Source organism: Shewanella nanhaiensis (assembly GCF_019457885.1).
In the GTDB taxonomy this organism is placed as follows: domain Bacteria; phylum Pseudomonadota; class Gammaproteobacteria; order Enterobacterales; family Shewanellaceae; genus Shewanella; species Shewanella nanhaiensis.
Genome location: NZ_JAHZST010000014.1, coordinates 60,815 through 74,140, shown reverse-complemented (window position 1 = coordinate 74,140; position 13,326 = coordinate 60,815). Strand labels below are relative to the sequence as shown.

The window sequence follows — 13,326 nt, the reverse complement described above, 5'->3', positions numbered from 1 at the left end:
GTTTTATATTCTTAATAGTTAAATGCGAGAAAAAACCAACTGCTGTCCCAAGTAGACCATGAATATACACAGACATAGGTTCAGAGCGATATTTAAAAATGCCTTTAACCAAGCTCCACCTTGTATCAACAACAAGGTTTCATTGGAAAAAGTTGAAAACGTTGTAAGTGCACCTAATAGACCGACACCCACTAAAGCTTTTATTTCAGGACTAACTTCACTCACCTGACCTAAAGCGTAAATCACACCCATCAAAAACGAGCCTATGATATTGACTAATAGTGTACCAAAAGGAAATGCTGAGCCAAATAGCTGTACCATGAAAATTGAGATCAGATAACGAAAAACAGCCCCAATAGATCCCCCGAGTGCAACAAATAGAATATTATTCATACCGTTTTATCTCACTATCATTATCAAGCTGGGACAATTGCTCTAATTTAGATTTAATTCGTTTCTCAAAACCATGTTCCGTCGGATAATAAAAACGGCTTCCAGCGAGTCTTTCAGGAAAGTAGCACTCTCCACTGGCATAGGAGTTTGGTTCATCGTGAGCATATCGATACCCTTCACCAAAGCCGATATCCTTCATCAATTGAGTCGGAGCATTTCTCAAATGTTCGGGCACCGCATCTTGGCCAGTTTCTCGGGCTAGCTGACGAGCAGCTTTAAAAGCGGTATACACGGCATTACTTTTAGGCGCACTGGCAAGGTAGATAATGGCCTGTGCTATTGCGCGCTCTCCTTCAGAAGGCCCTACACGGTGAAAACACTCCCAAGCATTGATAGCAACAGTCATGGCCACAGGATCGGCATTACCAATATCCTCTGAAGCAATAGCCAATAAACGACGCGCAATATAGAGAGGATCGCAGCCCCCCTCTAACATACGACAAAACCAATAGAGCGCCGCATCTGGTGCAGAGCCTCTAATGGACTTGTGTACGGCAGAGATCAGATCATAATATTGGTCGCCATTTTTATCAAAACCAGCTAACTGCTGACCAGCGACTTCGACAATCATCTCCTCAGTAAAACTTTCGCCATCGGCCACCATATCGCTCATTAATTCAATTAAATTAAGTGCTTTACGGGCGTCTCCATCACACACATTGGCCAGTTTATTCGCAACAGCATCGGGAATGGTCAGCTTTCTTTTACCCAAACCTCGTTCAACATCCAACAGTGCTTGATTAACTATCAGCACAATCTCATCGTTGGTTAATTTCTTGATCAGGTAAACGCGAGCCCGTGAAAGCAGTGCATTATTGATCTCAAATGAGGGGTTCTCTGTGGTCGCGCCGATAAAGATGACGGTGCCGTCTTCGATAAAAGGCAGAAACGCATCCTGCTGGCTTTTATTGAACCTGTGCACTTCATCCACAAACAGTAAGGTGCGCTGCCCTCGAGATTCAGCCACATTCTTTGCATGCTCAATGGCGGTACGGATCTCTTTCACGCCAGATGTGACTGCTGAGATACGCTCAACATGTGCATTGGCATAATTCGCGACTAATTCAGCTAAGGTTGTTTTACCTGTTCCTGGTGGTCCCCAAAACATCATTGAATGGGCACGTCCAGCCTCAAGTGCTTTACGAAGTGGCTTTCCTTCACCTAACAGGTGAGACTGACCGATATATTGAGACAGCTCCTCGGGCCGCATACGCGCAGCGAGTGGTCTAAAGTCGGGGGCAAAATCGAAACTAAAACTGGACACTAAGGCCTCTTAATTGATCGCATTGAGACGTTGATCATCGATATCAACATCATCTGGAACGGTAAATTTGAACATAGCACGTTCAGCATCATCAATGGCTGTTTGCTCAGAGAGTGTAAACTGGCTGACATTGCCCTGCTGATCTTGTAATACCATCTCGGTTAACGTCTTGTCATCAAAACAGACCTTAACTGACTCAACCCCTGCATCGATACTTTTAGGCTTAATATTAAAACAGCCCTTATCACTGGTTACCGAGTATTGAGACCAGGTCTCCTCATCTCTGTGGACTAAAAGTGCAATTGGAGAAGCATTGATAGCTTGATTGAGATCCATTACAGAGACCTCCTCCGCGAAGGGATTGTAGATCCAGACATCTGTGCCATCTGCAACAATCAAAGATTCATCAGGCTCAGTGAGATGCCAGTAAAATTGGTTAGGATAAGCCAATGCAAAGATACCGCTTCCTTTCTGGATCTGTTTGTTATTGATGTCAGTAACCGTTTGCTCAAATTTAGCTTTAAGAGTGGCTATTTCGGTCAATTTTGCTTTTAACACTGATGACTCATCAGCAAAAGCCATATGAGGAGTCAATAGCGGCAAGCTTAGCATCAACGCGGTTAAGGTTTTTCTCATCTTAATTCCTTCATAGAATTCTTTTCAAAGGGGGATAATCCCCCCCACTGTCTAGTCCCACAAATATCAAAAGCCAGCGGCTTTTATCTTGAGGCTATCATTAGTAAATTTTAGGTGGCGGTGGCGCGAGCACCTCACGGTTACCGTTATGTCCTTGTGAACTCACTACACCTTGTGATTCCATCTGCTCAATAATTCGCGCAGCGCGGTTATAACCTATCTTGAATTTACGCTGTACGCTGGAGATTGAACCGCGGCGAGTCTCAGTGACAAAGGCAACCGCTTCATCATAAAGCGCATCGGTATCATCCTCAGACTCACTGGCCTCTCCCGGTAACAGTACCTGCTCTCCTTCGGTCGAGCCTTGTAAAATTTCATCAATATATTGAGGTTTGCCACGGCGATGCCAATCAGCAACAACCGCATGCACTTCATGATCGTCAATAAAGGCGCCGTGAACACGATTTGGAACTGATGTTCCAGGTGGCAGATAGAGCATATCGCCCATGCCCAATAAGGTTTCTGCACCTTGCTGATCTAAAATGGTACGGGAATCGATGCGACTCGATACCTGAAACGCCATTCGCGTTGGGATGTTGGCTTTAATTAGACCTGTGATCACATCAACAGAGGGCCGCTGAGTTGCGAGAATAAGATGGATACCTGCAGCTCGAGCCTTTTGTGCGATACGTGCGATGAGCTCTTCAACCTTCTTGCCTACAATCATCATCATATCGGCAAACTCATCGACGATAACCACAATCGAAGGCAACTTATCTAACTCAGGCGCTTCTGGCTCCATGCTATCAGATGATTTCCAAAGCGGATCAAAAATAGGCTGCCCAGACTCCTTCGCCTCTTTTATCTTGGCGTTGTAGCCTTTAAGGTTTCTCACACCCAGTGCTGACATCAGCTTATATCGACGCTCCATCTCACCAACACACCAGCGCAGTGAATTAGCCGCCTCTTTCATGTCGGTAACAACTTCACACAGAAGATGCGGGATCCCTTCATAAACTGAAAGCTCGAGCATCTTTGGATCTATCATAATAAAGCGCACATCATCGGGGCCTGATTTATAGAGCAGACTGGTGATCATCACATTGACCCCAACAGACTTACCCGAGCCTGTTGTACCCGCAACCAGAAGGTGCGGCATCTTACCAAGATCGACCACAACAGGCTGGCCTGCAATATCTTGGCCCAATACCATGCTTAAATGAGATTTACTCTCAGAGAAGGCTTCACTGTCTAACACATCTCTCATAAATACCGTTTCACGGAATTTGTTTGGCAGCTCAAGACCCACATAAGCCTTACCAGGGATCACCTCAACCACTCGCACACTTTCAGCGAGTAAAGAGCGGGCTAAATCTTTTGATAGGTTAGTGATTTTTGATGCTTTCACCCCAGGCGCAAGTTCAAGCTCAAAGCGTGTTACTACGGGACCGGGGAAGACGCCCATCACTTTAGCAACGATATTAAAATCAGCCAGCTTAACTTCAACAAGCGCCGCGACCTGATCTAACTCTTCACGACTGATTGGGTTATCTTGTCTGTTGGGGACATCAAGTAACGAGATACAAGGCAGAGGAGTTATGGGCTGCTTAGCCTCCTCTTCCTCTTGTCCAGGCAGTATTACAATCCCATCAACAATCTTTGCCTCTTCGACTTTCTGACGCTGAGCAGCAGTAACAGCACCTGTCGATGTTCTGGTATCGAAATCAATCTCTTCATGCTCAGTATGATCAATTGACAATGATGGTTCAGGATCTGATCTATCAGCGGGCTCAGAACTATTTTCACTCTCTTGGTGATCAAATTTTGGTTCCGTTCTTGGCTCTGTACGCACCTCGTCTTTAGGCTCTTTACGCATAGCATCAAGCAAGCTAAATCTGGAGCTCGGCTTTTCAGGTTCCTCAAACTCCTCTTCATTCTCGACATCATCCTCTCGATGCTGATTACGCTTTTCTTTAAATTTATCAAACACAGACATAAAGCCGCGAGTATCTTCTGTCTCTTCAGCTCGACTATCAAAACGAGCCGGCAGGCCTCGCAGAAGATTAAAGAGGTAAATAGTGTAATAACCAGTTAAATCCACTATTGTGAGCCAACTAATGCCCGTTAACAGCGTAAAGCCTGCTCCCACGAAACAAAGCAGCAGTAAAGTAGTACCTAACTTGTTGAAATAAGGCAACATTGCATCTCTGATCACATCACCAGAGACACCACCGGCCGAGAACTCATAGATATCATTGGCATTCATACTGGCCAGTGCCGCTAAGCTAAATACCATAAGTAGGAAGCCTATCAGACGTAATCCAACTGAAAAGTAATCAATTTCCAGTAACTTATGAGTGCGTTTAAACAGCAACCATCCAGTTAACGCCATAATGATAGGGATGAGATAAGCGGTATAACCAAAAAAATAAAACAACACATCCGCACACCAAGCGCCGACGGCTCCGGTGAGGTTTAAGATCTCACCTTCGAAATTTGACTGACTCCAACCTGGGTCTGAAGAATGAAAGCTACTTAGGGCTAGGAGTACGTAAGTTGCTAACATGCAACATATAATGAGGCCTCCTTCCAGAAGGCGCTGCACGCCAGTGAGCGTTTTGACACTATTTCCCTTAGACAAATGAAAACCCATAAAAAAGATAAAGACAGGTAAAGGTAAGATATCAAAATTATGGTGAATTTGCAGCGGTTAAACCTATCTAAAGGCAATAAGATGAATCTAAATTAATGTAAACGATGATTTTATCGCCATTCGAAAGATCATATAGCGGAATAAGAAAAGGAGCCATAGTTGGCTCCTTTGTCATTACTACCTTTAAATCCTAAGATTCAGCGGTAATATTTATTGCAACTTTATTAGTTTGCTTAACCTCTTCCATCACCACGTAGGTACGTGTGTCAGAAACAGATGGCAACTTAAGTAAAGTTTCACCTAATAAACGTCGGTATGCAGACATGTCTGATACACGCGTCTTCAACAGATAGTCAAAATCGCCAGAAACTAGATGACACTCTTGAATGTCGTCAAGTAACTGTACGGCACGATTGAACTTATCAAACACTTCCGAACTATCACGATTGAGCGTAATTTCAACGAATACGAGTAAAGAAGCACCCAAAAAATGGGGGTTTACTAATGCCGTATATCCGTTGATATACCCCTGCTTTTCGAGTCTTTTAACTCTCTCTAAGCAAGGAGTGGGACTAAGCCCTACACGTTTCGATAGTTCCACATTGGAAATGCGACCATCCATCTGCAGTTCATTAAGTATGTTTCGATCTATGCGATCTAAGTCTTTTATTGGACTCTTTTTATTATTAACCATATTATTAACCTTGCTTTATCACTAAAACAACATTTATCACTACGTATGTCGAAAGTTCAGCAGCATAAACTGCCGAACTGATACTATACTAGATTTCCCTGAACTAATCACGTTCAGGTCACGACAAAATCACAATTATTCCCATATATAATGGGTTTTTATGCAATTTGAGGCTCGAAGATGATAATTGGTGTACCTAAAGAAATCAAAAACCACGAGTATCGCGTTGGAATGGTCCCATCAAGCGTACGTGAATTAACCATTAAAGGTCATAAGGTCTTTATTGAAACTAATGCTGGTTCTGGAATTGGTTTTACAGATCAAGATTATATCGACGTTGGCGCATCTATTTTAGCTACTGCTGCTGAGGTCTTTGCAACAGCAGATATGATAGTTAAAGTTAAAGAGCCACAAGCTGTTGAACGTGCAATGTTACGTGAAGATCAGCTGCTATTTACCTACCTTCACCTTGCTCCAGACCTCCCTCAAACTGAAGACTTAGTCAAAAGTGGATCAGTTTGTATCGCTTATGAAACCGTCACCGATGACCGCGGTACATTGCCACTTCTTGCTCCTATGTCAGAAGTGGCTGGTCGTATGTCTATTCAAGCTGGCGCCATGGCGCTTGAAAAGTCTATGGGCGGTCGCGGTATGCTACTTGGTGGTGTTCCAGGGGTTGAACCAGCTAAAGTCGTCATCATCGGCGGTGGTATGGTGGGAACCAATGCGGCGCAGATGGCTGTTGGTCTAGGTGCTGACGTTGTCATTTTAGATCGTAGCATCGACGCACTGCGCCGTTTGAATGCTCAGTTCGACAATAAGGTTAAGGCTATCTACTCTACTGCTGATGCTATTGAGAAGCATGTGTTAGAAGCTGATCTTGTAATTGGTGGCGTCCTAGTACCAGGTGCTGCAGCGCCGAAACTAGTAACAAAAGAACACATTAAGCGCATGAAGCCTGGCTCAGCAATTGTCGACGTTGCTATTGACCAAGGTGGCTGTATCGAGACTTCTCATGCAACCACACACCAAGATCCAACCTATATTGTTGATGATGTAGTCCACTACTGTGTTGCTAACATGCCTGGCGCTGTTGCACGCACATCTACATTTGCACTGAACAATGCAACACTTCCTTATATCATCAAGCTTGCAGATCTTGGTTACAGAGATGCTCTTTTGAATGATAAACACCTATTAAACGGTCTTAATGTTATGCATGGTAAGATCACATGTCTTGAAGTTGCTGAAGCGCTTAACTTTGAGTTTGTAGACCCAAAAATTTTACTTAGCTAAACTATTTTAGCTAAGTAAAAATTAAGGGAGCCATCGGCTCCCTTTTTTCGATTAGAACAATCTAAAAGAATAAGTAGAGAGGCCTTTACCCGCTGGCGTAAATTCCCTACAATCCCTGCAACTCGCTATAAGGTACGGAGATAATAATGAGTCAAGCTAGACACTGTGAACTACTAATATTGGGCTCAGGCCCTGCAGGCTATACGGCAGCGGTATACGCAGCTCGTGCTAATCTAAAACCTGTTTTGATCACAGGCATTCAGCAAGGTGGCCAATTAACCACAACAACTGAAGTAGAGAACTGGCCAGGTGATGCTGAAGACCTAACCGGTCCAGCATTAATGGAGCGTATGCAGAAGCACGCAGAGAAGTTTGAAACTGAAATTATTTTCGATCACATCAATGAAGTCGATCTTCAGGTTCGCCCTTTTAAACTTAAGGGTGATAACGGTGAGTTCACCTGTGACGCTTTAATCATCTCAACAGGCGCTTCAGCCATGTACCTTGGTCTTGACTCTGAAGAGGAGTTTAAGGGTAAAGGGGTTTCAGCTTGTGCAACTTGTGATGGTTTCTTCTACCGCAATCAAAAAGTAGCCGTCATTGGCGGTGGTAACACAGCTGTTGAAGAAGCGCTTTACTTAAGTAACATCGCTTCTGAAGTTCATTTGATACATCGTCGTGATTCTTTCCGTAGCGAAAAAATCTTAACTAAGCGTCTTATGGACAAGGTTGCCAATGGCAACATCACTCTTCACTTAGACAACACCTTAGATGAAGTTGTTGGTGATCAGATGGGTGTCACTGGGCTTAAGATGAAGAGCACTAAAGATGGTGTGATTAAAGATCTTGAGGTCATGGGCGTATTTGTCGCTATCGGTCATAAACCAAACACTCAGATGTTTGAAGGCCAGCTCGAGATGAACAATGGCTATATCAAGGTTCAAAGTGGCCTTGATGGCAACGCAACCCAAGCAAGCATTGAAGGTGTTTTTGCCGCTGGTGATGTGATGGATCAACACTACCGTCAAGCCATTACCTCTGCCGGTACTGGTTGTATGGCAGCATTAGACGCTGAGCGTTACTTAGATGCTAAGAACAGCTAAGTCGTAGGCTAATAAATCTAACTAGCAGGCTTTTAGGCCTGCTTTTTTATCTCTATTTACAGGAAGTTAAACTATAGCCACACCAGAAAGATAAGGATGAATTAGAGCTAAAACCACAAATATCACTCCACCAACCAATAGCACTTTTATCTCACTGCGCCATGGAACAAACTCAGGCTTAGACCAAGCTCCCTCTCTTTTATTGATAAAATAGATCTGCCAGAGTGATCATAGACACATACCACCAAACAAGATGAGTGAGCGACTATCACCATTTAATATCAAATGGGCGATTGACCAAACTAATACACTGGTCAGTTGTGGATGCCTAATAACTCTTTTGATATTCGCTCTCTGTTTTGCAGCAGCAAATAATAATGATGCGATCAACATCAAAATCATAGCAATTGGCTTTATGCTTTGAGGGAGTGTGTATACAAAGTCAATCGGCGCCGCTCTCCAACCAAAAACAATCAAACAAAGTGATGAGATGATTAAGAGAGCATGTAACCTTTATCGCTAGTTTTAGCTATCCAACTCTGCTTTAAAGATGGTGTGGCAGAGGGAATAAAGTGCACAAGTGACCACAGTAACATCCACATAGCCGCTCCAGGTAAAATATTATGGTGATAACATGCAGGCTAAATCAGTTTAATGTCAACGCAAAGTGGTGTGGACAATCAATATCTATGGATAAAAATGCGGAAAGTAGAAACTAAAAAAGGGACCCGAAGGTCCCTTTCTAAAGCAGATTCAACTAATTACTTAGCTAAAGCTTCTTTTGCTTTCTCAACTAAAGTTGTAAATACAACTTTATCAAAAACAGCGATGTCAGCCAGGATCTTACGATCGATTTCAATAGAGGCTTTTTTCAAACCATTAATGAAACGGCTGTAAGACAGACCATTTTGACGAGAAGCCGCATTGATACGTGCAATCCAAAGTTGACGGAATTGACGTTTCTTCTGACGACGGTCACGGTAAGCATATTGACCAGCTTTAGTTACAGCCTGAACTGCAACGCGGTAAGTACGTGAGCGAGCTCCGTAATAACCTTTGGCTAATTTAAGTACTTTCTTGTGACGAGCACGAGCGGTTACACCACGCTTAACTCTAGGCATTGTTCATTGCTCCTTTAATTAAGCGTATGGTAGTTGACGTGCAATTGCTGGCACATCAGACTTGGCTACTAAACATTTTGCACGTAAGTGACGTTTACGCTTAGTGCTCTTCTTGGTCAAAATGTGACGTAAATGGGCTTGCTTACGCTTGAAACCATTGGCGGTTTTCTTAAAACGCTTCGCTACACCCTTGTCTGTTTTCATTTTAGGCATTGCTAAAACTCCGCATTGGGACATTAATAAAACGCAAGGCGAGCAGAGACCTTAACAGACCCCTGCTACTTTTTGGTTGGCCTTACTATTTCTTTTTCGGCGCGAGTACCATCACAGCTTGGCGACCTTCCATTTTCGGGAAGGACTCAACTACTGCTATCTCAGCCAAATCATCTTTAATACGATTCAAAAGATTCATACCAAGACTTTGGTGAGCCATCTCACGACCACGGAAACGCAGCGTAACTTTCGCTTTGTCGCCGTCATCTAGAAAACGATTCAGGTTGCGTAGTTTTACCTGATAATCGTTTTCATCTGTACCGGGACGGAATTTAATTTCCTTCACCTGTACAATTTTCTGCTTCTTCTTTTGTTCTTTTTGAGACTTTGCTTTATCAAAAAGAAACTTTCCGTAGTCCATTATACGGCAAACCGGCGGCTCAGCGTTAGGACTAATTTCAACAAGATCCACACCGGCTTCATCAGCTAGTTCTTGTGCTTCTCTGATTGTCATTAACCCTAGAGGCTCACCATCTAAACCATTTAGACGTACTTCTGAAATTCCGGTGATGAGTTCGTTAATTCTGTTCGGGGCCGCCTGGCGCCCTGCTGTTTTTTTGATCTTTATGACCTATTCCTCCAACAAATTGAGACTACGGAGCGAAATTTGTTCTTTTATCTTAGATGCAAATTCAGAAATTTGAATCTTACCTAAGTCAACACCATCTCTGGTTCGCACCGCAACTTCCTTATTTTCCATCTCTTGATCACCTACGACCAATAAATAAGGTACACGCCTTAGTGTGTGTTCGCGTATCTTAAAGCCTATCTTCTCATTCCTCAAGTCTTTAGAGGCACGAATACCGTTTTCTTTTAAAATATTTACGACTTCGTCGACATAATCAGACTGTTTGTCGGTAATATTCATCACAACGGCTTGCATAGGCGCTAACCAAGTAGGGAATTTACCCGCATACTCTTCGATTAGAATACCTAAGAAACGCTCTAATGAGCCTAATATTGCACGGTGGATCATCACTGGAGTTTGACGACTATTGTCTTCTGCAACATAAGTTGCACCAAGACGTCCTGGTAGTGCGTAATCGAGCTGAACCGTACCACACTGCCATGCACGATCTAGACAGTCATGGAGTGTGAATTCAATTTTAGGACCATAGAAAGCACCTTCACCAGGTAAGATTTCATAGGCGATATCATTCGCTTTAAGCGCTTGTTTAAGTGCTTCTTCCGCGCGATCCCACATATCATCGTCGCCGATGCGTTTTTCTGGGCGTGTAGAGAGCTTAACCACGATATCTTTGAAGCCAAAGGTCTCATAAGTATCGTAAACCATCTTAATACAAGCACTCACCTCTTGCTGAACTTGATCTTCAGTACAGAAAACATGAGCATCATCTTGAGTAAAGCCGCGAACACGCATTAGGCCGTGTAGTGAACCCGATGGCTCATTACGGTGACAACAACCAAACTCAGCCATACGAAGTGGCAGATCGCGATAAGACTTTAAACCTTGATTGAAGATCTGCACGTGACCTGGGCAGTTCATCGGCTTAATTGCATATTCGCGATTTTCAGAGTTAGTTGTGAACATCGCCTCTGAGTATTTATCCCAGTGTCCAGAACGTTCCCAAAGTACACGATCCATCATTAATGGACCTTTTACTTCTTGATAGGTGTATTGACCTAGTTTCTGACGAATAAACTTCTCAAGTTCAAGGAACAGACTCCAACCATCATTATGCCAGAACACCATACCAGGTGCTTCCTCTTGCATATGATAAAGGTCAAGCTGCTTACCAATCTTACGGTGATCGCGTTTTGCCGCTTCTTCTAAACGATTTAGATGTACTTTAAGTGCTTTCTTATCTGCCCAAGCAGTACCATAAACACGTTGTAGCATCTTGTTGTCAGAATTACCACGCCAATAGGCACCAGCAACACTCATTAACTTAAAGTGCTGGCAAAATTTCATGTTTGGAACATGAGGACCACGACACATATCAACATACTCTTCATGGTGATATAGCGCTGGTTGATCGTCTTTACTGATATTTTCATCCAAGATTTCCATCTTGTATGTTTCACCACGTGCTTCAAACGTATCACGGGCGACTTGCCAGCTACCGACTTGCTTTTCAACTATATAGTTAGTCTTAGCAAGTTGTACCATGCGCTTCTCCAGCACATCGATATCTTCCTGGGTCAGCTTGTGGTCAAGATCGATATCGTAATAGAATCCATTATCGATAACAGGACCAATTGCCATTTTCGCTTCCGGCCATAACTGCTTGAATGCATGGCCTAACAGATGAGCACATGAGTGACGAAGGATCTCAACGCCCTCTTCATCTTTTGCTGTGATGATAGATAACTCTGAATCTGTGTCTATGATATCGCAAGCATCTTTCAACTCACCATTCACTCGACCAGCAATACACGCTTTCGCGAGACCGGGTCCGATATCGGCAGCAACATCTAAAGTAGAAACAGGGTTAGCAAACTCACGTTTGCTTCCATCAGGAAGTGTAATAACAGGCATGAAAATTCCTTATCCAGTGGTGACCCCTACGTAGGGCCACTTGCTAATTAAATAATAAAATGAAAAGCACTTATGGGATAAGCCATTACAAGAGTCTTATACACCTTAAGCACAAGAGCGTAATTCTACGAGATCACGGCAGTCCTACGCAAGAGGTTACCAAGATTTATGGTGTAGAAAACTACCTCAATCTGCATTTGCTAATACCATGATTTTAAAATTTTATTGTCATGTTCCTTTAATATCAGGTCTCTACTCTATCCATAAGATATCTAAGGAGGCAAAAATGATCAATTGAGTACTGTTTACAAGCGCTCTACTTCAGCTTCCAAGTGATGCAATCGTTAACAATGATACTGCAAAAATCACCCAACAAAATGCTAAATAGACGCTTCTAGTCCGCTTTATGAAGTAAGTGAAGCTCTTCCTGTCACCTATACTGATAATAGAGGTAATACCGCTCTACTGGTAATACTTGCGCTATAGGCGCATAGTAGAAATCTTGTTTGTAGGAAGTGAGGTAATAGCGATGAAGTTTGCCACTCAAACAATCAGTTGTCCCCATTGTGGCCACCATCAACACATTGATGTTGATGGGACTTCTGGAGATCAAGATTACTATGATGACTGCAGGATCTGTTGTAATCCAATCCACCTTAGAATTCACTTGGATGAAGCGCGACACACCCTAGAGTTGTATGTGGACGCAGGTGATGAACAGATCTACTAGGTGTTGGAATATAACAGGCACAAAAAAACCAGCTTTCGCTGGCCTACAGAACTTTAATGATAAAGTTTATTCTAACTGACAACTCTTCAGAAGATAGTTGGTACAACCGAGTGGATTCGAACCACCGACCCCTACCATGTCAAGGTAGTGCTCTAACCAACTGAGCTACGGTTGTATTGGTTGTGGGAGCCGGATTACTCTTTACAAAATCTTGGCAACGACCTTCGCCATGTTTTATATAAGAGTTGAGCCTGAGTAGCTACCAAACTGCTCCATCCCGCGTCTGATAAACGCTATAAGTTATTTTTATTCTACTTACAAAGAATTGGTACAACCGAGTGGATTCGAACCACCGACCCCTACCATGTCAAGGTAGTGCTCTAACCAACTGAGCTACGGTTGTATTGGTTGTGAGAGCCGGATTACTCTTTACAAAATCTTGGCAACGACCTTCGCCATGTTTTCTATTTGAGTTGAGCCCGACGAGCTACCAAACTGCTCCATCCCGCGACTGTTTTATTGCTAATAACTGTTTTGATTCTGCTATAAAAGAATTGGTTGCGGGAGCCGGATTTGAACCAACGACCTTCGGGTTATGAGCCC

12 protein-coding genes, 2 tRNA genes and 1 pseudogene are annotated in these 13,326 nt (G+C 43.2%); 3 read left to right on the top strand and 12 right to left on the bottom strand.

The window, feature by feature from the left end:
* Window positions 1-18: 18 nt before the first annotated feature.
* The 5 genes from crcB to lrp all read right to left on the bottom strand — a co-directional run bounded on the left by crcB (window position 19) and on the right by lrp (window position 5,700).
* Complete coding sequence (crcB, locus tag K0625_RS17525) at window positions 19-393, bottom strand: fluoride efflux transporter CrcB (RefSeq protein WP_220110876.1); 375 nt, start codon at window positions 391-393, stop codon at window positions 19-21.
* Window positions 386-1,717 (bottom strand): replication-associated recombination protein A, encoded by a 1,332-nt coding sequence (locus K0625_RS17520; RefSeq protein ID WP_220110875.1) that lies wholly within the window; start codon window positions 1,715-1,717, stop codon window positions 386-388. Before K0625_RS17520 ends, crcB begins: the two co-directional genes overlap by 8 nt.
* Window positions 1,718-1,726: 9 nt before the next feature.
* Window positions 1,727-2,353 carry an outer membrane lipoprotein periplasmic chaperone LolA gene (gene lolA, locus K0625_RS17515; RefSeq protein ID WP_220110874.1) on the bottom strand — a complete coding sequence of 209 codons (627 nt, stop codon included), beginning with the start codon at window positions 2,351-2,353 and terminating at the stop codon, window positions 1,727-1,729.
* 100 nt (window positions 2,354-2,453) lie between these two features.
* Entirely contained in the window at window positions 2,454-4,994 is a 2,541-nt protein-coding gene (locus K0625_RS17510; protein WP_220110873.1) for a DNA translocase FtsK, read from the bottom strand.
* A gap of 202 nt (window positions 4,995-5,196) precedes the next feature.
* Window positions 5,197-5,700 carry a leucine-responsive transcriptional regulator Lrp gene (lrp, locus tag K0625_RS17505; RefSeq protein WP_012325103.1) on the bottom strand — a complete coding sequence of 168 codons (504 nt, stop codon included), beginning with the start codon at window positions 5,698-5,700 and terminating at the stop codon, window positions 5,197-5,199.
* 180 nt (window positions 5,701-5,880) lie between these two features.
* Here lrp and ald point away from each other — a divergent pair, with 180 nt between their 5' ends.
* Window positions 5,881-6,996 carry an alanine dehydrogenase gene (gene ald / locus K0625_RS17500; RefSeq protein ID WP_220110872.1) on the top strand — a complete coding sequence of 372 codons (1,116 nt, stop codon included), beginning with the start codon at window positions 5,881-5,883 and terminating at the stop codon, window positions 6,994-6,996.
* Between the two features lie 146 nt (window positions 6,997-7,142).
* Complete coding sequence (gene trxB / locus K0625_RS17495; RefSeq protein WP_220110871.1) at window positions 7,143-8,099, top strand: thioredoxin-disulfide reductase; 957 nt, start codon at window positions 7,143-7,145, stop codon at window positions 8,097-8,099.
* A gap of 228 nt (window positions 8,100-8,327) precedes the next feature.
* On the opposite strand, the pseudogene K0625_RS24850 reads toward trxB, so the two are convergent.
* The 5 genes and pseudogenes from K0625_RS24850 to thrS form a co-directional block, all read right to left on the bottom strand.
* Window positions 8,328-8,597: pseudogene (locus K0625_RS24850) on the bottom strand (NnrU family protein); the annotation flags it as partial.
* Window positions 8,598-8,860: 263 nt separating this feature from the next.
* Window positions 8,861-9,220, bottom strand: coding sequence for a 50S ribosomal protein L20 (rplT, locus tag K0625_RS17485; RefSeq protein WP_012325107.1), 360 nt, complete (start codon window positions 9,218-9,220; stop codon window positions 8,861-8,863).
* A gap of 18 nt (window positions 9,221-9,238) precedes the next feature.
* Window positions 9,239-9,433, bottom strand: a complete 195-nt coding sequence (gene rpmI / locus K0625_RS17480; protein WP_011496149.1) for a 50S ribosomal protein L35 — start codon at window positions 9,431-9,433, stop codon at window positions 9,239-9,241.
* An 85-nt stretch (window positions 9,434-9,518) separates the two neighbouring features.
* A complete protein-coding gene (gene infC / locus K0625_RS17475; protein WP_012325108.1) occupies window positions 9,519-10,061 on the bottom strand; it encodes a translation initiation factor IF-3 in 543 nt (180 codons plus the stop codon).
* 3 nt (window positions 10,062-10,064) lie between these two features.
* Window positions 10,065-11,993, bottom strand: a complete 1,929-nt coding sequence (gene thrS, locus K0625_RS17470) for a threonine--tRNA ligase (RefSeq protein WP_220110869.1) — start codon at window positions 11,991-11,993, stop codon at window positions 10,065-10,067.
* Window positions 11,994-12,522: 529 nt separating this feature from the next.
* On the opposite strand from thrS, the gene K0625_RS17465 reads away from it, so the two are divergent.
* Window positions 12,523-12,723, top strand: a complete 201-nt coding sequence (locus tag K0625_RS17465) for a CPXCG motif-containing cysteine-rich protein (RefSeq protein WP_220110868.1) — start codon at window positions 12,523-12,525, stop codon at window positions 12,721-12,723.
* A gap of 98 nt (window positions 12,724-12,821) precedes the next feature.
* Here the strand turns inward: K0625_RS17465 and K0625_RS17460 are convergent.
* Together K0625_RS17460 and K0625_RS17455 are read right to left on the bottom strand one after the other, a co-directional pair.
* Window positions 12,822-12,898: transfer RNA gene (locus tag K0625_RS17460), tRNA-Val, on the bottom strand.
* 151 nt (window positions 12,899-13,049) lie between these two features.
* A tRNA-Val gene (locus K0625_RS17455) sits at window positions 13,050-13,126 on the bottom strand.
* Window positions 13,127-13,326: the final 200 nt, after the last annotated feature.